We start from the raw sequence: 19,538 nt of genomic DNA on the forward strand, positions 1-19,538 counted from the left end.
GACGGTCAKCAKCACTGTCACCGGCAGCAAGGATGGGCCTGTCATCACTTCGGCCGCGCAAGCCGGTACGGTGACTGAGACAGCGGATGTGCCCAGCGGCACCGACGCCGATCCTGACGATGCGACCGGCACCATCAGCTTTACCGATGTGGATTTGAGCGACAATCCGTCCGCCGGCCATGACGGCGGTACGGTGAGCGCCAGCACGCTGGCCAACGGTTACACGCTGACCGGCCCGCAGGAAGCAGCCCTCAAGGCAGCGTTCAGCCTCGATGATCCGGCATTGGGCAATTTCTCGCAGACCGACGGCACCGGTTCCACCGGCTGGACCTATGACGTGGCCAATGCCGATATCGACTTCCTCGGTGAAGGCGACAGTGTCGAGCTGACCTACGTCGTCACCATCAGTGACGGCAATGGCGGCAGCACCACGCAGAACGTGGTGGTCACCGTAAACGGCACCAATGATGAGCCTGTCATCACCTCGGCCGCGCAAGCCGGTACGGTGACTGAGACAGCGGATGTGCCCAGCGGCACCGACGCCGATCCTGACGATGCGACCGGCACCATCAGCTTTACCGATGTGGATTTGAGCGACAATCCGTCCGCCGGCCATGACGGCGGTACGGTGAGCGCCAGCACGCTGGCCAACGGTTACACGCTGACCGGCCCGCAGGAAGCAGCCCTCAAGGCAGCGTTCAGCCTCGATGATCCGGCATTGGGCAATTTCTCGCAGACCGACGGCACCGGCTCCACCGGCTGGACCTATGACGTGGCCAATGCCGATATCGACTTCCTCGGTGAAGGCGACAGTGTCGAGCTGACCTATGTCGTCACCATCAGTGACGGCAATGGCGGCAGCACCACGCAGAACGTGGTGGTGACGATCAATGGCACCAACGACCAACCGGTCATCTCTGCTGCCGAGGTAAATGCTACAGGATTGATCGAGGCGGGCTTCGGTGTGGCCGGTGTTGATGAAGTCTCCGGTGACGTGTCCGGCACCTGGAGTGATGTTGACCAGGTCGAAGCAGGGCTTCTGGCCGTCACACAAGGCTCGGCGGCCGCAGATGTACAATCGGACCTCACCTTCGACGGGGTTACCGGCGAGGCCGAAGTGACAGGCACTTACGGGTCGTTGTTCATCAAGGCAGACGGCACCTATCGCTATGTGCTCGACAATGCTGATGCAGATACACAGGCCCTGACGGATGGCCAGTCCGTCACCGACAGTTTCAACTACACCATCGCCAACGGACCCGATGCAGGAGATGCCGCGATATCCACCATCACCGTGGATATCACCGGCACCAATGACGCACCGGTCATCTCCGCTGCCGAGGTCAATGGAACAGGTCTGATTGAAGCAGGCTTCGGCGTGGCCGGAGTTGACGAGGTTGCCGGTGACGTGTCCGGCACCTGGAGCGATATTGACCAGGACGAAACGGCACTGCTTGCGGTGACTGAAGGATCTGCAGGCGGGGATGCGCAAACTGCCCTCACGTTCGACGGAGTGACCGGCGAGGCCGAAGTGACAGGTACTTACGGGTCATTGTTCATCAAGGCAGACGGCACCTATCGCTATGTGCTCGACAATGCTGACGCAGATACACAGGCCCTGACGGATGGCCAGTCCGTCACCGACAGTTTCAACTACACCATCGCCAACGGACCCGATGCAGGAGATGCCGCGATATCCACCATCACCGTGGATATCACCGGCACCAACGACCAACCGATCATCTCCGCTGCCGAGGTCAATGGAACAGGTCTGATTGAAGCAGGCTTCGGCGTGGCCGGAGTTGACGAGGTTGCCGGTGACGTGTCCGGCACCTGGAGCGATATTGATCAGGACGAAACGGCACTGCTTGCGGTGACTGAAGGATCTGCAGGCGTGGATGCACAAACTGCCCTCACGTTCGACGGAGTGACCGGCGAGGCCGAAGTGACAGGTACTTACGGGTCATTGTTCATCAAGGCAGACGGCACCTATCGCTATGTGCTCGACAATGCTGACGCAGACACACAGGCCCTGACCGACGGTCAGTCGGTTACAGACAGTTTCAACTACACCATCGCCAACGGAACCGATGCAGGAGATGCAGCGATATCCACCATCACCGTGGATATCACCGGCACCAATGACGCACCGGTCATCTCCGCTGCCGAAAATGCCTCCGGTATAGTCGAGGCAGGAACGGGTGTCGCGGGTGTCGCCGAAGTCTCCGGCGATGTATCAGGTACATGGAATGATGCAGATCAGGGTGAAGCGGCGTTGCTTGCCGTCACACAAGGCTCAGCGGGTGCAGACGCACAGTCTGGCCTCACATTCGACGGTGTGACCGGCGAGGCCGAAGTCACCGGCACCTACGGGTCCTTGTTCATCAAGGCAGACGGCACGTATCGCTATGTGCTGGATGACGCAGATGCCGATACCGAGGCACTGACTGACGGTCAGACTGTCACAGACAGCTTCAACTATACTATTGCAAACGGACCGGATGCGGGTGATTCGGTGGTATCCACCATTAACATCGGGATCACCGGATCCGATGACACAACGGGTCCTGTCGCCAGTGTTGTCACATACGATGACATCGACTTTCTGGACAACGGCATACTGGATACGTCCTATCTGCTGCTCGAAATTGATGGGGTATTTGAACCCGGCACGTCGGGAGCAAGTGATGTGTTTGAGCTTCCGTTCTTTGCCCTGGATGATGTCTCACCACCTGGAGAAGCCTACACCATTGAGAGTTTCACGCCGACTGAAGATGCGCTGGACCTGTCTATTCTTCTGGCGAACGCCGGCTATGTTTCCGGCAGCAGTTCAATCGAGGACTACGTCCAGTTTGTCGATGATGGAACCAATACGACGGTTCAGTTTGATGCGGACGGTGCCGGAACAGATGACGGTTATGTTGATCTGGCCGTGCTTGACGGTGTTACCGGTGCTGCCGACATCAAGATTATCGACACTTCCATGGTTTCCTAGACCTTAATAGCGATACGCAAAACCGACTGTTGGTCCCCACCGATTGTTTCCATCTCTCCTGCACACTGGCAAGTGACAGGAGACACGGCGAGATGAAGAACACACAGGAAAGAGTTGCGGTTGCCAAGTTGCACGCTATTGAATCAGCGGAGCAGTATCTCATCGCAAGGACCCGCGAAGAACTGAGGCATTCGGCCGGGAGTATGCCGGTCGAAAATTTTGCCGAGGCGCTCTACCGGCCTGTACTGGCTCTCGGGCTGACGGTCACATTCGTGTGGTTTCTCAACATTGGCGTTGTCAGCGATTTTCTGGCTGCAACAATCTAGATCGCGGTCAGTAAACTCAGCGCGCAAGGTTATCTGTTAGCTTTCTTTTTTGGGTGCCTGCGTTACCTGAACGCCGCGTAGGGAGGCGGGCAGGGGCTTGTCTCCAAAATCTATCACCGTGCGGTTGGAGAGCAGACCCTTGCTGTTGACTTCAATTTGTGCACGGCGATTGCCGTGGAAAAAGCTCAATCGAAATTCCCCATCGTGTTCATCTATACCTGCTTCGCATAACGTGGTGATGGAGCCTTGCCTGATGTGGTGTGGAACCTGATCTGCGGGAATGTTGAGCAAGTCCCCGACCAGAACGGCATTGACGACGGGACCGTCGTCGTCAAACTCGACAAGGTGATGGTTGATTTTGCGACTGCCGGATTTGTCCATGAGTCCTTACTTGAACGCTCTGCTATAACATGTATTTGGAATGCATCTTAATAAGGTGCCAGGGGCTCTTCAATGGCCAAAACAACGCAACCTGATTTCCCCAGATGTGTCGAGGTCTCAATGCACGCTCGTCCTCGCTGCAAATGGTTTGGCACACGACAGCTGTTCAAACATCAATCCCGGCGATATCATCACCAGACGATCCGGAACAGACTGGCTATGGAGCGGCTATACTATGCGGATACATAACTTTCGATGCCTCTTCGTCTTTATCTCGCTACTGGCAATGTCAGGCATCGCGCAGGCGCAAGACTACGACGCGGGTATTGCCGCTCTGCAGGCGGGTGAATTTTCCAAGGCTCGCAAGGAGTTGCGCCCACTGGCTGAGACCGGACACGGCGAGGCTCAGTATCAAATGGGTACGATGTTTGAATATGCCCGCGGTTATGCACAAAACGATGCAATGGCAGCGAGCTGGTATCTCAAGGCGGCGGCGAAAAATGTTGCCGCCGCGCAATACCGGCTGGGCGTCCTGCACGAAAACGGTTGGGGTGTTGCGCAAAACCACACCCGGGCGGCGTATTGGTATAAAAAGGCAGCCATGCAGGAACACGGATTTGCTCAGCATGATCTGGCGTTCTTGTACTATCAAGGCAAAGGGCTGCCGCGCGATCATGTACAGGCCTATATGTGGCTGAAAATTGCAGACCTGCAGGGCAACAGGTTGATGACGAAGCATTTGAGCCTGGTGGCACGCGGCATGACCACCGCCCAGATCAACAAGGCGCAGCGTCTTGCCTATCAATGGCTCAGGGGCCGCCGTTTGTAGCGAATTTCCACGCCCGCAATCCGTCACACTAAATTCGCTGATTGTCCGGTAACCTGTGCGTGTTATGTATCATGACAGCAGATTCTTTCGGGACGCGAAATCGCCATGCCGGAACTGGTGGACGAATTGGGAATTCACGACGACGATGGCGCCTTGCGCGCCGAGTACGTTCGTGCGGTTGCCGACACACTCCAACAGGATGATGCCCGCCAGCTTCGCAAGCTCATCAAGGAACTGCATGTCGCCGACATAGCTGACCTGATCGAGTTCCTGCCGTCCGAGGACCGGATACGGTTTATCGAATTGCAGGGCAGGACTTTCGATTTTGAAGTGCTGCCGGAACTGGATGAGTCCGTTCGTGACGGGCTCATGGATGCATTGCCCAACCAGTTCATTTCATCCGCGGTGCGGAAGCTGGACACCGATGATGCGCTTTACCTCATCGAAGACATGGATGAGGAGGACCAGCAGGAAATCCTCGCCAAGGTGTCCCGCGAGGACCGCACTGCGTTGACCCGGGGACTTGAGTATCCGGAATACTCGGCCGGCCGTCTCATGCAGACCAGTTTCGTGGCTGTACCGTCATTCTGGTCGGTGGGGCAGACCATCGACTACATGCGCAATGAAGAAGATTTGCCGGAAGATTTTATCGAGATCTATATTGTTGATCCCGCATATCACACGGTTGGTTTCGTCCCGGTCAGCCTGGTATTGCGCCATCCCCGGCCGCAGCAGATCTCGGAGATCATGCGCGAACATGACGTCGTTTTCACGGTGACGGATGAGCAGGACGATGTCGCATACAAGTTTGAACAATACCATCTGGGCTCAGCAGCCGTGGTGGATGAGAACCAGCGTCTCGTCGGGTCGATCACCATTGACGATATCGTGGATGTTATCCAGGAAGAGGCCAGTGAGGACATCTTGCGGCTCGGCGGCGTGGGCGATGAGGAAATCACAGACACAATCTGGTCGACAACCCAGTCACGCTTTGGCTGGCTGGTCCTCAATCTGGCAACTGCCGTTCTGGCATCGTGGGTCATCTCGCTGTTTGATGCGTCGATTGAGCAAATGGTTGCACTGGCAATCTTGATGCCCATTGTGGCGTCCATGGGCGGTAATGCGGGTACCCAGACCATGACCGTTGCGGTGCGCGCCATTGCACAAAGAAATCTTGGTCCGGTGAATGCGGTGCGCGTCGTCGTGCGTGAAAGCACGGTCGGTGTGCTCAACGGCGTGGCTTTTGCGATCATCATGGGATTGTTCGCCTGGTGGTGGTTTGGGTCGGATCAGCTGGGCCTGGTGATCGGAGCCGCGATGATCATCAACATGTTCGCAGCAGCTTTGGCCGGTATTCTCATTCCACTGGCACTAGAGCGCTTTGAAATAGACCCTGCAGTCGCATCCGGCGTGTTTGTCACCACTGTCACGGATGTTGTCGGCTTCTTTGCCTTCCTCGGGCTGGCGGCGTGGTGGTTACTGTAATCGCTGCTGACGCCGTCCTGCCGGCTGTCGCCGGTTTTCGTAATCTCCTAGATAATCCACCAGGCTCTTACCTTGCCGGCATAGTCCGACCACGCCTCACCGAACTTGCTGCGGAGGTGAGCCTGTTCGCGCACTACAGCCAGTTTATGGGTTGCTATTGCGGCCAGGGGTGTCGCAATCAGCAACCAGCCGTTTTGCAGGGCCAGTCCCAGGCCAAGGGTCGCAATCGTATTGCCGACGTAAATCGGGTTGCGCATGTGCGCGAAGGGACCGGACGTGACCAGCTTGTCGGCGGCGCGGTGAGGGAGGATGTTGGTACGTGACTTTGTCATTGTAGCCATTGCCCAGATGTCGAGCATGATACCTGCTGCCAGCACGGCGTAACCTGGCCAGGTCAATGCCTCTGTCAACTTGAGGGGTTGCACCTGTTGCAGCAGCAATCCGGCAATGACCAGTCCCCCGAAAATCATCGGCGGCCAGGGCAGGGTGTTGGGGGATTTCTCAACCATTCTCAGTTGCTTTCTTTGAGATTTCCCAGTCAAGATGCCATCACCAACAGGCAAATCGCAAAGAGGCATGAACGCGCATGAAAATCGTATCCGCAAATGGAGCAGATATTCCCGCCATCGGTCTTGGCACCTGGGAACTGCGTGGCGAGCAGTGCACGCAACTCGTTGAGACCGCATTGCAAGGCGGATACACCCATATTGACACTGCACAGATGTATCAGAACGAGCGCGAAGTCGGAGCCGGCATCCGGGCGTCCGGCATGAACCGCGACAATCTGTTTGTGACCACGAAAATCTGGCCGGAGAATTACGCTACGGATGATTTTGCCCGGGCCGCGGACGAACGCCTTGAATTCCTGGACTGCGGTACACTCGATCTGTTGTTGCTGCATTGGCCACCGCAGGCAGTCAGCATGGCTGAGGCTGTCGCCGGACTGAACAAGGCAAAACGGACAGGGCTTGCGCGCCACATAGGCATCTCCAACTTCACGGTGCAGCAGGTAGAAGAGGCGGTCGCACTCTCGGATGAACCCCTGGTCTGTAATCAGATTGAGTATCATCCGCTGATCAATCAGGACAAAGTCCGCGCGGCCTGTGCCCGTCACGGACTGGCGGTTACTGCCTATTGCCCGATTGCCCGCAATCAGGTCGCTGATGAACCAGTGATGCGTGACATTGCGCTTCGCCATGATGCCAGTCCGGCCCAGATAGCGCTTGCCTGGCTTGCCGGCCACGGCGATGTCATATCCATTCCGCGCTCATCCAGGCCGGAACGGCTTGCCGACAACCTGAAAGCGATGCGGATTTCTTTGAGTGAAGACGAGATGGCGGAAATCGGCGCGCTGACTGCGCGTGATCTCCGGCTGGTGGACCCGGAAAGTGTACGTCCTCGATGGGATACCGCCTGAGCGGCTTCAGGCAGCCTGGTTCTGGCTGAGACCCCAGCCTTTTGACGCACCGCCGAGCTTTTGTGCCCAGGTCTGAAACACCGTCTCTATTGCGTGGATTTCCTGTGGAACCGGAGCCATGCAAAGAGTGACAGCCACAGTCCAGACAGTGTCGCTTATTGGTTGTGCTTGCGCTGACTGGCAATTGGTTGCGCCTTGTGAAATCGACACAATCTCCTCGGCGCACTGCTGCGAGGGAACTTCGGCAAAAAATTGTATGTCGACCGGAGCAACACCTGATGACGGGGCCGCTTGTTGAAGCGGGTCTGTTGGCATTCCGGGAGCGGGCAGATTTCCGCCTGGCAACTCTGTTCCTGCCGGACTTCTCGTGGCAAGTCCGATGCGCGCAAGGTTGGCGGGAGAGCCTGTAACACTGACCGGAGTCACAATGTCAGACGTTTTTTCACGCGACAATACGTCCCGCAATTTACCGAAGAGACTTTCACCCATGTTCTGCCGATCCCGAACAACTGAAATGACTTTATGGGAGACAGGTTACGAGGTTTTGACTAACGAAACGTTGCAGTTCGGGTCAGGTGTTGGAATCGGACCTTGACCCCCTTGACGTAACAATATGAAACTGCGGTGATATTCTTATTGGTTCCAGATCAGCAGCATCGGAAAGCGTACACATGCCTCAGGAAATAACGACCGGTATCAAAGACCTGCTCGAAGAGGCCAAGGCCGAGATATCGGAGGTTGACGTGGCAGCTGCACGCGATCTGATTGATAACAGCAACGCCTTGCTGGTCGACATTCGCGATGTCCGTGAACTGTGGCGTGACGGGAAGGTGCCGGACTCCCGGCATGTGCCGCGCGGCATGGTCGAATTCTGGATTGCACCGGACAGTCCCTATCACAAGGAAATTTTCACCGAGGATCGCCCGTTCATTTTCATGTGCGCAGGCGGTTTGCGTTCCGCGCTGGCAACCCAGATAGCCCAGCGGATGGGCCTGAAACCGGCCTATAATCTGATTGGTGGATTTGGAGCATGGCGAGACGCTGATGCGCCGATAATTCCGCACGAGAAAAAATAGCCGGCAGACTGACGCGCCTGCTCATTTGCGGTCTGACCGGCTGACATTGGCCGGGTTTAAGCAATTGAATTCTGTGTACACTTGACGGTTCGACATTGCCTGTTGCCAGATGGACGCGGAAGGTAGGCCTCATGGCTTTGCACATTCTGAAATTGTGTGTCGGCGTGGAAGACATCCCGCAACTTGCCGAATGGCAGGAAATGCGCATGCGCACGGTCGGCAAGATCTGGCACATCACCCGGATGATGCCGAAACGGGCCGACGAGATTGTTGTCAATGGTTCGCTTTACTGGGTCATAAAGGGCATGGTCGCAGTTCGCCAGCGCATCGTCGAAATCGAGCAGTTTCAGGACGACGAAGGCATATCGCGCTGCAAGTTCATTTTCGACGAGGAACTGGTGCCTGTGCGGCCTCAACCCCGGCGGCCGTTTCAGGGCTGGCGGTACCTGAAGGACGAAGATGCGCCCCTGGATCTGCCAAAGGGAGCAGTTGCACACGACATGCCGGAAAAAATGCGCAATGAACTGGCGGAACTTGGTCTGCTCTAAACCGCGATGTTGTCTATCAACCGTGTCTTGCCCAGCCAGCTGGCCGCCAGAATTCTCAATTCCGTTTCCGACTTCGACTTTACCGGAGCAAGCGTTTCTGCAACTCGCACTTCAAGGTAGTCGGTTTTGAACCCTGCCTGCTTCAACTGTTTCTTGCCGGCAGAGCACGAACGCGTGATACTTTTGCCGGCACGGACATCTGCGGCCACTTCCTGTAGCGTCTGGTGCAGTAGTGGCGCAGTCGCCCGTTCCGCGTCGGACAGGTACTCATTGCGCGACGACAGCGCCAGTCCGTCATCTGCACGCACCGTTGGAACTCCGATGACGCCGGTCGGAATCGACAAGTCGCGTGCCATCTTGGTGACGACTTTCAACTGCTGGAAATCCTTCTCGCCAAACATGGCGTAGTCGCAGCCGGCCGCTATGAAAAGCTTGGCAACAACCGTCGCAACACCATCGAAGAAATGCGGGCGGTGTTTGTCTTCCAGCCCTGCCTTGGCGGGCCCGGCCAGGGAGACCGACGTACAAAAACCTTCCGGATACATTTCCAGCAAGGCCGGCGCATAAACCAGGTGCGCGCCGGCGGCACGCAGCTTTTCAACATCGGCCTTTTCGGTCCGGGGGTAGGCGTCCAGGTCTTCACTCGGCGCAAACTGTTGTGGATTCACGAATATCGTGACCACAACCCGGTCGGCGGTACGCAAGCCCATCTCCACGAGACGCAGATGCCCGTTGTGCAACGCGCCCATGGTGGGCACCAGGGCTGTTCGCATGTCCCGTCTTCGCCATTGAGATACCTGTGCTCTCAGGGTCTCGACGGTTCGAACTGTTTTGAGTTTGTCCGGCATCTGTCAGGAATCAACTTGTTTCGCAGCGACCAACCCTATCATTTTTTTCCATCCACTCGCACAGGCTTCAGGGGCAGGGCAGTTCCATCCTTCACTTCTTCCATCACAAAGTAAGAATGCGTTCCCTGAACCATGGGCAGGGAACCGATCTCACCGCCCAGAAGTTTCCGGTACTCATTCATCCCCGTAACGCGCGCTTTCAGCAGGTAATCGAAGTCGCCGCCTACCATATGGCACTCCAGAACATTCGGAACCCGTCCAATCGCAGAATTGAAAGACTGCAGTGTGTTTTCGTCGGTTTCTTTCAGGGTGACCTGGATGAATACCAGCAGGTCGAGCTTGACGGCATTGGGATCAACAATTGCCTTGTAACCGGAAATGAAGCCACGCATTTCAAGCTTGCGCAGGCGCTGCGCACAGGGGGTGGAAGATAAATTGATCCGGCGCGCAAGATCGCTGACACTGATGCGGCCATCGGTTTGCAAAACTTCCAGTATTTTCAGATCGTGCATATCGAGTTGCATAGCTGAACCAATCATGAAAAGCAGGGAAAAAACCTGCGAAACATACAAATATAAGTGAAAAACACTAGGCAAGATTAATTACATAGCCAGAAGATGTTTTCAAGAAGGACCGTGCTTCATGACCGCTTCATCTCTTCCCGCAATGGAAAAATTATCCAGCCACCTCTTCAGCGATGAGACCGCACTGGTGCGGAGACTGGCGTCTCAGGCGGAATTGGACGGAGATGCCGCTGACGAGACCCAGAAACTGGCAAGGCAACTTGTCTCCGCCGTCCGAAAGGGTCGCAAGCAAAAGGGCGGTGTAGACGAATTCATGCAGGAATACTCGCTGTCAAGCGAGGAGGGCGTGGTGCTGATGTGCCTCGCCGAAGCATTGCTCCGGATACCTGACGATCACACGGCCGATAAACTGATTGCCGACAAGATAGGTGGCCGTGACTGGCATAGCCATGTCGGTGCATCTGAATCACTGTTTGTGAATGCGTCCACGTGGGGCCTGATGCTGACCGGCAAGTTCGTCGGCCTGGGTGGGGAAGCCACGCAGGACCCGGCAAGCTATTTCTCCAAAATCGTGAAACGATCCGGCGAACCGATCGTGCGTCAGGCCATGCGTCATGCCATGCGCATCATGGGCAAGCAGTTCGTGCTAGGCCGCACCATTGCGGAAGCACTCGATGTGTCTTCGCCGTTCAAGACGCAAGGCTACAGGTTTTCATACGACATGCTGGGCGAAGCGGCCCGGACAATGAATGACGCCGAACGATACTGGCAATCCTACAGCGATGCCATCGCCGCCATTGCCGAAAGTGAAAAATCCGGACCGCAGCGTCCGATCCACGAATTGCCATCGATTTCCGTGAAATTGTCGGCACTGCATCCGCGCTATGAGGCAAGAACCGAAACAAGGGTAATGAACGAGCTTTACCCGCAGATCCAGAAGCTATGTCTGCAGGCTCGCGATGGTGGCATTGCCCTGACCATAGATGCCGAAGAGGTCGACCGGCTGGAACTGTCTTTGCGGGTGTTTGGAAAGCTGGCCCATGATCCGAAACTGAAAGACTGGAACGGACTGGGACTGGCTGTCCAGGCCTATTCGCGCCGCGCCATGCCAGCCCTGGAATGGCTGGCCGAACTGGCGGAGAATACCAAACGAAGGTTTCCGGTACGGCTTGTTAAAGGAGCTTACTGGGACACCGAAATCAAGCTGGCCCAGATCGCCGGGTTTGAAAATTTTCCACTGTTTACCCGCAAGGTGTCCACCGACGTGTCTTATTTGGCCTGTGCCCGCTATCTGCTGCGGCGGCGCGACGTCTTCTATCCTCAGTTCGCCACCCACAATGCGCACACGGTTGCAGCTGTATCGGTCATGGCCGGCAATGATCGCGAGTTTGAATTCCAGCGGCTGCATGGCATGGGCCAGGCGCTGTATGACGCTGTAACGGCGGCAGAGGGCATAGCCCAGCCGTGCCGAATATATGCACCTGTTGGCAGCCACGAAGACCTGCTGGCATATCTTGTACGCCGGTTGCTGGAGAATGGCGCAAACACTTCGTTCGTCAACCGCCTGGCAGACGATGAAGCGCCCATCGACGAGATTGTCGAAGACCCGGTGGCAGTCGTCCGGCGGCTTGATGAATTGCCTCACCCGCGTATTGCACCGCCGGGTGATGTGTTCAAACCACGCCGCAATTCCGCCGGCCTGCCATTATGGGACGACGCCACCCGCCTACCGTTGCAGGCGCAAATACAAAAAGCTCTTGAAACATCGGTGAAGGCCACTGCTCTCGTGCCCGGCAAAGCATCCGGTGAGGCCGTGCGTGAGATAACCTCGCCACATGATCGCTCAGTTGTGGTAGGCGAAATCTCTGAAGCCTCCAATGCGCAGATTGAAGCGGCAATCACCCACGCAGCTGCTGCCCAGGAAAGCTGGGACGCCCGGGGTGGGGGGTATCGCGCTGACTGTCTTGAGCGGGCCGCCGACCTTTATGAAGCCAATGCGGCCAGTCTGTTTGCCCTGTTGATCCGGGAGGCCGGCAAGAATTTGGACAATGCACAGGCCGACTTGCGCGAAGCGGTTGACTTCCTGAGGTATTATGCCAGCGAGGCCCGCGCCAAGTTTGAAGCGCCATGCCAACTGCCGGGACCAACCGGTGAAACAAATGAAATGTATCTGCGTGGCCGCGGTGTTTTCGCCTGCATCGCACCGTGGAATTTCCCGTTGGCCATTTTCACAGGCCAGATGTCTGCGGCACTTGCAGCCGGAAACACTGTGCTGGCGAAACCGGCGGAACAGACACCGCTGGTCGCGTATGAGGCAGTGAAACTGTTGCACGATGCAGGTGTTCCACCCGAAGTGTTGTCCCTGCTGCCCGGAGACGGGGCCCGCATCGGCGGACAGGTGTTGCAGCATGCCGCGTTGGGCGGTGTTGCCTTCACCGGCTCCACCCAGACCGCACACATCATCAATCGCAGGCTAGCTGAACGAGATGGCGCAATCCTGCCGCTGATTGCCGAAACGGGCGGAATGAACGCGATGATCGTCGACTCATCCGCCTTGCCGGAGCAGGCCGTTCGCGACCTGATCATGTCAGCCTTTGATTCTGCCGGTCAGCGTTGTTCCGCAGCCCGCCTGCTGTTTGTGCAGGAAGATGCCGCGAAACGGACAATCGACATGCTGTGCGGTGCGGCCAGCGAGTTGAAAATCGGCGATCCGCTTGACTACTCAACCGATGTCGGACCGGTTATCGATGACGACGCCCGTGAGCGACTGGACGCTCACAAGGCGCGAATGGCAAGCGAGGCAAAAATGCTGATCGACCTGCCGCTGCCTGCGGAGTGCGAGGCGGGCACCTTTGTCACGCCGGCCATTTATGAACTGGCGTCGCTGGCTCCTTTGCATGAGGAGGTGTTTGGACCTTGCCTGCACGTCGTGAAATACCAGGCGGACAAACTCGACCAGGTATGCCAGGAGCTCAACAAAACCGGTTACGGATTGACCCTTGGTGTGCATTCACGGGTCGAAGACACAATCGAACAGATCCAGCGCCAGGTCAGAGTCGGCAATATGTATGTCAATCGCAACCAGATCGGCGCCGTCGTCGGTTCGCAGCCATTTGGCGGCGAAGGTTTGTCCGGCACCGGGCCGAAGGCCGGTGGGCCACACTACCTCTCACAATTTGCCACTGAACGGGTTGTGTCGGTTGACACCACAGCTTCAGGTGGCAATGCGGCCTTGATGAGCATGGGGCCGGCGCGCTGATCACCCGGCATCGAAGTGCTGCTTGAGGGCGGATATCATTTTCAGGTTGAGTTGGCTTACCTGTGGATCGAGAGGCTTGGGGCGTGACGACATTTTCGCCACCACCAGTTGTTGCCCGGGCATGACATACAGGTTCTGGCCGTGGATACCGATACAAAACATCATCGGGTTCTCACCACGTTCCACGTACCACTTGTTGCGGTAATGCATGGCCTTGCCGGGAAAATACCCGGCAAAATCGCCCTGGTCCCAGGCTTCCCGGTCGCCATTGTTCAACACGTCGTCGATCCAGGCTTCCGGCAATACCTGGGCAGCACCCCTTTTTCCCCGGTTTGCGACCAGCATACCCACCCTGGCGAGGTCGCGCAGGCTGACGCACATACCTCCCGCAGCGCGTGGCGCACCCAGCCTGTCCACCGTAATGTAGGCCGGTGTTTCAGCACCCATCGGCTGCCACAGGTGCTCCGCCATCAGGTCGGCATAGCGGATACCGGCAGCGCGTTCGATAATCCAGGCCATCAGGTCAGTGTTTGGCGATACATAGTGAAACCGTCCCAGGTGCGGGCCGTCGGTGTCGGAAATCTGATTGAAGAAACTGCGCAAGTCAGACGCACTTTCACCGGGCTCGAGCGGGTTCCATCCGGTTGATTTACGGTATTCAATGATGGCTCCGCCTGTTGCCTCATAATCTTCGTCGAAACGAATGCCGGCGCGCATGTCCAGCACATTCTGGACACTGGCGCCGCTCCAGGACGTGCCGGCAATTTCCGGCACATAGTCGGTCACCAGAGCTGCTGTATCGAGCACGCCCTTGTCTGCAAGTATGCCTGACAGCGCACCCAGCATGGACTTGGAAACAGACATAAGGATGTGAGGCGTGCGCCGCCCGGAAGCATTGCGGTACTCCTCGACAATGATTTTGCCCTTGTGAATGACCGTGAATGCGTCGGTGTAGGTGGCGTCCAGGTAGCCATTAAGGTCAAGGTCGTAGTCAACCGGCAGACCGGAAAGGTCGTGCGGGGCGGACTGCAGGTCCCAGATGTCAGCCGGGTTGTTGGGGATGTCGGCTGTCTGAATGATCTCGCGAACATGGGAGAAGGCCCATGAACTGAACGGTGCAGTCCGCCAGTTGGAAAGTGTGACCTGATTTTCGGCGGCAGGTGGAAATTCTCGCATTAAAGTGCTCATGGTCTGGTATTCAAACTCCGGATTGAACTAGGCTCGGCAAACAAGACAACCAGAGCGGAACCAGGGATACAAGCAAATGCAGCATTACAAGGCGGGTTCACGGCCAACCAAACAGGCGCCAGCCAGCTACTTCACCGGAACCGTATGGCAGGACCCTATTGTGGAAGCGCCCGATCCGGCCCGAATTCGTGCCTTGCGCGTCACTTTCGAGCCCGGCGCTCGCACGGCCTGGCACACTCACCCGCTGGGACAGACACTGGTCGTCCAGTCGGGTCTTGGGCTGTTTCAGAGCGAGGGCGGGCCTGTCACCACGTTGAAACCGGGTGACGTGATGTGGATATCACCCAACGAGAAGCACTGGCATGGCGCGACGCCGGAAAACGGCATGGTTCACATCGCGTTCCAGGAAGCACTTGACGGCACTCACGCGAACTGGCTGGAACACGTAACGGACGAGGAATATCTCGTGCCGCCATCGGCATGAGCGATGGCACGGCACAGCAGTGTCATTTGAATTTGATGTGAAAATACCTATCTCTTTGAAAACAACGTTTTTCGGGGGAATTGCATTTGGCCAGGAACGAACGCAGCAAATCAGGTACAAAACCGGTTGTCGAACAGCAATCGGCGAACGCACCTGCTGTGAACGAAGATGTAGACGGCTTTCTGGCACAGTTGAAGGCAACACCGGTTCCGGCACAGTCCGGAAACGGCAAACTGGTGTTCGCCATGGACGCAACCATGAGCCGCCAGCCCAGTTGGGACGCGGCCCTGCAGACCCAGGCGGAAATGTTCCGTGAGGCCGGTCGCATCGGCGGTCTTGATGTCCAGTTGATCTATTTCCGGGGATTTGGCGAGTGCAGGGCATCAAAGTGGGTGTCGGATGCAGATGGCCTGGCCCGGCTGATGACAACAGTGGACTGCCGGGGCGGTAATACACAAATTGAAAAGGTGCTGAAGCACGTTCGCAAGGAAGCCCAGTCAGGCAGGGTCAATGCGGTCGTCTATGTGGGTGACTGCATGGAGGAGAACATTGACCTGCTATGTCAACAGGCCGGTGAAATCGGATTGCTCGGCGTCCGCATGTTCATGTTTCAGGAAGGAAATGACGCGATCGCGCTGAATGCCTTCAGGGAAATAGCCCGACTGACGGGAGGCGCCTACAGTCGTTTCGATTCAGGCTCGGCGGATCATCTGCGCGAACTGCTGTCGGCTGTAGCCGTTTATGCGGCAGGTGGCAGGCAGGCGCTTGAAAACTTCTCGGGCGCCAGGGGAAAAGGGCCGCGCGGACTGCTGGAGCAACTGAACTGATGCCATACGCAATCGCAGCCATCGCATTGTTTGTTGTTGCGACCTTGTTTCTTCCACGCCTGGTCAATGCAAACCCAGCGACAATAGCACGTGCGGCACGAAGCACATCCTCAGGTGTAATCTTTGCCGCTGCCGTGTTTTTCGCCCTTCGTGGCCTTCTACCCATCGCGATACCGCTTTTCCTGTTTGGCCTGTTCCTCCTCGGCGCACAGAGAGGTTTTAACCGCACCAGCAAGTCGCCGGGCCAGAGATCCAGCGTCCGCACGTCTGTGCTCGATATGTGGTTGAACCATGATGACGGCAGCATGGATGCGGTCATCTTGTCCGGCGCATACACCGGCAGGCAATTGTCGGAGCTGGAGCTGGCAGAGTTACTGCAATTGCTGGGCGAATGCGTTTCGGCCGGAGATCAGAGCGAAGCCTTGCTGATGGCTTATCTGGATCGTGTTCATCCGCAATGGCGCGAGCAGGCTGGTTCGGCAGGTGGCAGCAGTTCTACCGGATCGATGAGCCGGGAAGATGCGCTCGATGTCCTCGGCCTCAAGGAAGGCGCCAGTGAAAAGGACATTCGCACGGCTTATCGAAAGATGATGAAAAAACACCACCCCGACAACGGTGGATCGGCCTATCTGGCAGCGCGCATCAACGAAGCAAATGACGTGCTGACCGGCGGCGAACATTAAAAACCCGCCCGGGTACCAGTAACCGGGCGGACCCAAATGATTGATGAGACTGGTTTAGCTGGTGGGTGCCAGGGGAAAACAACCGACGCCTGCGCGTTTAAGCTGGCGGCAGGCACGTGTCGCCTGTTTTCTGCTCAATCCAGAAAACCGTGCGCGATAAAGCGTGTTTCCGTTCTTGGCCACCGGCATGAGGAATGGTGTTGCCTTCTTCAGAGCCGCAACTTTTCTGGTTTTCGCAGAGGCGAGCCTGTCTCGGGCGCCTTCACGCGTCGGGAATGCGCCAATTTGTATGTTCCATGAGGCTTGATGGATTGTGGTTTCCTGCGCTTTTCCCGCTTGGTTTTGAGCTGACGCCGCAGCGGCCCGGTCTGTCGACGTGGGCTTGATTTGTAGAGCTGCCGGAGACGGCTGCCGGGCCGACGCAACAATCCGGGATTGGTCTTTTTGCGGTGCTGCAGGTATCGCCAGTTGTGACATGGCGTCGGCTACCGCCAGGCTATCGCCCTTGGCCGCGGTTGATGGAACGACAACCGATGTGAAAGTGACGCCATTTGCGGGCAGGGTGGTTTCGGGCTGTTGCGTATTTGCCGGTTGCGCATTCAGCGCCAACAGAGCGCCCACCGGATCGGATGCAGGTACGGTGTGCTGATAGGCAGAAGCCAACTTGGCGAGTTTTGCGGTGTCGGTTTGCTTCAGGCTGGGCTTTTCGCGCGGGATCGGTGCAAACCTGGAATCAGTATCGGAAGGGTTTGCGGACTTTGCCTTGTTGATTTTCGAAGCACGGGCCGCAGCTGCGGCACTGTAACCGGGCGGAGTACCGGCAACCATGGCGATCTTTTTGCTGCCACGTGATGCCTTTCGCAGGTCACGCTTCAGGATCTTGGTCATGAAGGCATTGCGCGAACGTCCGCTGCGACCGCCCATGACAACTGCGACAAGGCTGCGGGTGCCGAGTGTCCGTGATGACAGCAGGTTGAAACCGGAGGCGCGGGTGTAGCCGGTTTTGATGCCGTCAACGCCCTTCAGCTTGCCGAGCAGCCGATTGTGATTGCGGTACTTGCGCTTGCCGTATTTGAACGAGCGCGTTGCGAAATGCTTGTAGTATTTTGGAAAATCGCGCTGGATGCGCAAACCAAGTGTCGCCATGTCCCTTGCGGTCGTAACCTGGCGCTTGTCCGGTAAACCGTTCGGGTTGGTGAATTTGGTGCGCGTCATGCCCAGAGCGCGGGCCTGGCGCGTCATGCGCTTGGCAAATCCTTTCTGCGAACCACCAATGTGCTCGGCAACAACCATTGCCGCGTCATTGGCGGATTTGGTTATGAGCGCAAACATGGCATTACGCGCAGTGATGGTGGAACCAACTCTCAAGCCCAGCTTTGACGGTTGCTGGGCTGCGGCGCGCTTGGATACTTTCATGGGCGTAGAGAATGACATGCGTCCGGCATCAATTTCCTGAAACATCAGGTACAGCGTCATGACCTTGGTCAGCGAAGCCGGATAGCGCTTTGCATCAAGGTTCTTGCTGTAGATGATCTTTCCGGTCGAGGCATCTACCGTAACAGCACTGAATGCCGGCCGTGCCATTGCAGGGCGATTTGCGCCCGCAATCAGAACCAGAGACAGGATAAGGACCATCACGACTGACCGGCCCTTGTCAAAGCCCGTCTGTGATTTGAACTTACCGGCTAATGAAATACCCATGACACCCACTATCCATCGAGTTTGGCGTTACACCTGCCGCGAAACGCCTGATTAAGACACTTAGCTGATTCGTCACCGAATCGACAAAGCTGCAACTCTCATGCGCGTTATGGAACTGTAAGAAATAAGGAACCTTGATACCGGTCAATATGCCGGCGAACAAAACCTGACACTTACTAACAGTTCGGACAATTACGCGCCCGCATTTTCCGGGTTGTCAGGCAAACCCCTGCCTGAGTGACCCGGTGATCCCCATCTCATCACGAACAAATCATGAAGGATGAGCCTTACTAACCGGTAAACGGGGCAACCATCGGGCAGTGTTTCTTTGCGGTGAAAACTTTTTATGGTGCAGTGCACAAAATTACTTGACAATAAATGGTGCAGTGCATATATCACCGTCATCCGAAGAGTTCGGGGTCACACAAACCAAGGATTTTAACATGTTCAAGTCATTCGAAGAGATGCAGGCTGCAGGCAAACAGGGTTTTGAAGCTTACATCGCCAGCGCAAATGCTTTCAACAAGGGTTTCCAGACACTGGCAACCGAAGCTGCTGAATTCACCAAGAAGTCTTTCGAAGACACCGTTGCACTGACCGAGAAGGTTGTTGCCTCCAAGTCTGTCGAAAAGGCTGTAGAACTGCAGCAGGCACACGTCACCAAGTCTTATGAAGGCTTCATGGCGCAGGCCACCAAAATGAACCAGTTCTACATGGATGCCGCCAAGGACGCCTACAAGCCGTTCGAAGCTGAGATCGAAAAGTTCGCTCCAAAGGCAACCAAGTAAGTCGTACGCATTATCTGGGGGGAGCCTTCTCCCAGTCTGATCTGCAAATAAGAGCCGTCTGACACCATGTGTCAGGCGGTTTTTTGTGTCTGATTTTGGCTATATTATTTCTCTACACAGGAAAGTTTACGGCAAACCCTCGTAACTCACCCATTGACGCCTATATGCTAGGGCATGGA

19 protein-coding genes are annotated in these 19,538 nt (G+C 56.6%); 12 read left to right on the forward strand and 7 right to left on the reverse strand.

All coding sequences use genetic code 11. The features are described from left to right. The coding region (locus DHN55_RS16205) for a beta strand repeat-containing protein (RefSeq protein WP_337660422.1) at window positions 1-2,995 on the forward strand (2,995 nt) is incomplete at its 5' end. Between the two features lie 92 nt (window positions 2,996-3,087). Beyond that, complete coding sequence (locus DHN55_RS16210; RefSeq protein ID WP_108882569.1) at window positions 3,088-3,321, forward strand: hypothetical protein; 234 nt, start codon at window positions 3,088-3,090, stop codon at window positions 3,319-3,321. A gap of 36 nt (window positions 3,322-3,357) precedes the next feature. Here DHN55_RS16210 and DHN55_RS16215 read toward each other — a convergent pair whose 3' ends face one another. Further along, window positions 3,358-3,702, reverse strand: coding sequence for a DUF6522 family protein (locus tag DHN55_RS16215; RefSeq protein WP_108882570.1), 345 nt, complete (start codon window positions 3,700-3,702; stop codon window positions 3,358-3,360). Between the two features lie 40 nt (window positions 3,703-3,742). Between DHN55_RS16215 and DHN55_RS16220 the strand changes: the two genes are divergently transcribed. Continuing rightward, window positions 3,743-4,531 (forward strand): tetratricopeptide repeat protein, encoded by a 789-nt coding sequence (locus tag DHN55_RS16220; protein ID WP_108882571.1) that lies wholly within the window; start codon window positions 3,743-3,745, stop codon window positions 4,529-4,531. 105 nt (window positions 4,532-4,636) lie between these two features. After that, entirely contained in the window at window positions 4,637-6,016 is a 1,380-nt protein-coding gene (gene mgtE / locus DHN55_RS16225; RefSeq protein WP_108882572.1) for a magnesium transporter, read from the forward strand. A gap of 47 nt (window positions 6,017-6,063) precedes the next feature. Here the strand turns inward: mgtE and DHN55_RS16230 are convergent, their stop codons facing one another. Then, window positions 6,064-6,525: a methyltransferase gene (locus DHN55_RS16230; protein WP_108882573.1), complete on the reverse strand. Its 462-nt coding sequence runs from the start codon at window positions 6,523-6,525 to the stop codon at window positions 6,064-6,066. Window positions 6,526-6,602: 77 nt separating this feature from the next. Between DHN55_RS16230 and DHN55_RS16235 the strand changes: the two genes are divergently transcribed. Further along, window positions 6,603-7,433: an aldo/keto reductase gene (locus DHN55_RS16235; protein ID WP_108882574.1), complete on the forward strand. Its 831-nt coding sequence runs from the start codon at window positions 6,603-6,605 to the stop codon at window positions 7,431-7,433. 6 nt (window positions 7,434-7,439) lie between these two features. Here DHN55_RS16235 and DHN55_RS22615 read toward each other — a convergent pair whose 3' ends face one another. Next, on the reverse strand, window positions 7,440-7,922 hold the full coding sequence (locus DHN55_RS22615) for a ribonuclease E inhibitor RraB (protein WP_108882575.1): 483 nt from the start codon (window positions 7,920-7,922) through the stop codon (window positions 7,440-7,442). Window positions 7,923-8,104: 182 nt separating this feature from the next. Here DHN55_RS22615 and DHN55_RS16245 point away from each other — a divergent pair, with 182 nt between their 5' ends. Beyond that, window positions 8,105-8,509, forward strand: coding sequence for a rhodanese-like domain-containing protein (locus DHN55_RS16245; RefSeq protein ID WP_108882576.1), 405 nt, complete (start codon window positions 8,105-8,107; stop codon window positions 8,507-8,509). A gap of 131 nt (window positions 8,510-8,640) precedes the next feature. Next, window positions 8,641-9,057 (forward strand): DUF1489 family protein, encoded by a 417-nt coding sequence (locus tag DHN55_RS16250; protein ID WP_108882577.1) that lies wholly within the window; start codon window positions 8,641-8,643, stop codon window positions 9,055-9,057. Here the strand turns inward: DHN55_RS16250 and panC are convergent. Together panC and DHN55_RS16260 are read right to left on the reverse strand one after the other, a co-directional pair. Next, window positions 9,054-9,905, reverse strand: a complete 852-nt coding sequence (panC, locus tag DHN55_RS16255; protein WP_108882578.1) for a pantoate--beta-alanine ligase — start codon at window positions 9,903-9,905, stop codon at window positions 9,054-9,056. The genes DHN55_RS16250 and panC overlap by 4 nt on opposite strands. Before the next feature lie 38 nt (window positions 9,906-9,943). Continuing rightward, window positions 9,944-10,501, reverse strand: a complete 558-nt coding sequence (locus DHN55_RS16260) for an Lrp/AsnC ligand binding domain-containing protein (RefSeq protein WP_337660423.1) — start codon at window positions 10,499-10,501, stop codon at window positions 9,944-9,946. Window positions 10,502-10,547: 46 nt separating this feature from the next. Between DHN55_RS16260 and putA the strand changes: the two genes are divergently transcribed. Continuing rightward, on the forward strand, window positions 10,548-13,688 hold the full coding sequence (putA, locus tag DHN55_RS16265; protein ID WP_108882579.1) for a bifunctional proline dehydrogenase/L-glutamate gamma-semialdehyde dehydrogenase PutA: 3,141 nt from the start codon (window positions 10,548-10,550) through the stop codon (window positions 13,686-13,688). Here putA and DHN55_RS16270 read toward each other — a convergent pair whose 3' ends face one another. Then, window positions 13,689-14,864 (reverse strand): serine hydrolase domain-containing protein, encoded by a 1,176-nt coding sequence (locus DHN55_RS16270; RefSeq protein WP_337660424.1) that lies wholly within the window; start codon window positions 14,862-14,864, stop codon window positions 13,689-13,691. Window positions 14,865-14,952: 88 nt separating this feature from the next. Between DHN55_RS16270 and DHN55_RS16275 the strand changes: the two genes are divergently transcribed. The 3 genes from DHN55_RS16275 (at window position 14,953) to DHN55_RS16285 (ending at window position 16,870) form a co-directional block, all read left to right on the forward strand. Continuing rightward, window positions 14,953-15,360 carry a (R)-mandelonitrile lyase gene (locus DHN55_RS16275; protein WP_108882581.1) on the forward strand — a complete coding sequence of 136 codons (408 nt, stop codon included), beginning with the start codon at window positions 14,953-14,955 and terminating at the stop codon, window positions 15,358-15,360. An 86-nt stretch (window positions 15,361-15,446) separates the two neighbouring features. Beyond that, on the forward strand, window positions 15,447-16,187 hold the full coding sequence (locus tag DHN55_RS16280; RefSeq protein WP_443111132.1) for a VWA domain-containing protein: 741 nt from the start codon (window positions 15,447-15,449) through the stop codon (window positions 16,185-16,187). Then, the gene (locus tag DHN55_RS16285; protein ID WP_108882582.1) at window positions 16,187-16,870 is read left to right on the forward strand and encodes a DnaJ domain-containing protein; all 684 of its coding nucleotides are present in this window, start codon (window positions 16,187-16,189) and stop codon (window positions 16,868-16,870) included. The genes DHN55_RS16280 and DHN55_RS16285 overlap by 1 nt, the downstream gene beginning before the upstream one ends. A gap of 54 nt (window positions 16,871-16,924) precedes the next feature. On the opposite strand, the gene DHN55_RS16290 is transcribed toward DHN55_RS16285, so the two are convergent. Continuing rightward, window positions 16,925-18,571 carry a serine hydrolase gene (locus DHN55_RS16290; RefSeq protein ID WP_108882583.1) on the reverse strand — a complete coding sequence of 549 codons (1,647 nt, stop codon included), beginning with the start codon at window positions 18,569-18,571 and terminating at the stop codon, window positions 16,925-16,927. Between the two features lie 443 nt (window positions 18,572-19,014). On the opposite strand from DHN55_RS16290, the gene DHN55_RS16295 reads away from it, so the two are divergent. Continuing rightward, a complete protein-coding gene (locus DHN55_RS16295) occupies window positions 19,015-19,359 on the forward strand; it encodes a phasin family protein (RefSeq protein WP_337660425.1) in 345 nt (114 codons plus the stop codon). Window positions 19,360-19,538: the final 179 nt, after the last annotated feature.

This window comes from Anderseniella sp. Alg231-50 (assembly GCF_900149695.1).
Classification (GTDB): Bacteria; Pseudomonadota; Alphaproteobacteria; order Rhizobiales; family Aestuariivirgaceae; genus Anderseniella.

What these genes read in the sequence shown, in the direction of transcription:
- DHN55_RS16210 (WP_108882569.1), top strand. Translation starts at nt 3,088, where the DNA reads ATGAAGAACACACAGGAAAGAGTTGCGGTTGCCAAGTTGCACGCTATT.
- DHN55_RS16215 (WP_108882570.1), bottom strand. Translation starts at nt 3,702, where the DNA reads ATGGACAAATCCGGCAGTCGCAAAATCAACCATCACCTTGTCGAGTTT.
- DHN55_RS16220 (WP_108882571.1), top strand. Translation starts at nt 3,743, where the DNA reads ATGCATCTTAATAAGGTGCCAGGGGCTCTTCAATGGCCAAAACAACGC.
- mgtE (WP_108882572.1), top strand. Translation starts at nt 4,637, where the DNA reads ATGCCGGAACTGGTGGACGAATTGGGAATTCACGACGACGATGGCGCC.
- DHN55_RS16230 (WP_108882573.1), bottom strand. Translation starts at nt 6,525, where the DNA reads ATGGTTGAGAAATCCCCCAACACCCTGCCCTGGCCGCCGATGATTTTC.
- DHN55_RS16235 (WP_108882574.1), top strand. Translation starts at nt 6,603, where the DNA reads ATGAAAATCGTATCCGCAAATGGAGCAGATATTCCCGCCATCGGTCTT.
- DHN55_RS22615 (WP_108882575.1), bottom strand. Translation starts at nt 7,922, where the DNA reads ATGGGTGAAAGTCTCTTCGGTAAATTGCGGGACGTATTGTCGCGTGAA.
- DHN55_RS16245 (WP_108882576.1), top strand. Translation starts at nt 8,105, where the DNA reads ATGCCTCAGGAAATAACGACCGGTATCAAAGACCTGCTCGAAGAGGCC.
- DHN55_RS16250 (WP_108882577.1), top strand. Translation starts at nt 8,641, where the DNA reads ATGGCTTTGCACATTCTGAAATTGTGTGTCGGCGTGGAAGACATCCCG.
- panC (WP_108882578.1), bottom strand. Translation starts at nt 9,905, where the DNA reads ATGCCGGACAAACTCAAAACAGTTCGAACCGTCGAGACCCTGAGAGCA.
- putA (WP_108882579.1), top strand. Translation starts at nt 10,548, where the DNA reads ATGACCGCTTCATCTCTTCCCGCAATGGAAAAATTATCCAGCCACCTC.
- DHN55_RS16270 (WP_337660424.1), bottom strand. Translation starts at nt 14,864, where the DNA reads ATGCGAGAATTTCCACCTGCCGCCGAAAATCAGGTCACACTTTCCAAC.
- DHN55_RS16275 (WP_108882581.1), top strand. Translation starts at nt 14,953, where the DNA reads ATGCAGCATTACAAGGCGGGTTCACGGCCAACCAAACAGGCGCCAGCC.
- DHN55_RS16285 (WP_108882582.1), top strand. Translation starts at nt 16,187, where the DNA reads ATGCCATACGCAATCGCAGCCATCGCATTGTTTGTTGTTGCGACCTTG.
- DHN55_RS16290 (WP_108882583.1), bottom strand. Translation starts at nt 18,571, where the DNA reads ATGGGTATTTCATTAGCCGGTAAGTTCAAATCACAGACGGGCTTTGAC.
- DHN55_RS16295 (WP_337660425.1), top strand. Translation starts at nt 19,015, where the DNA reads ATGTTCAAGTCATTCGAAGAGATGCAGGCTGCAGGCAAACAGGGTTTT.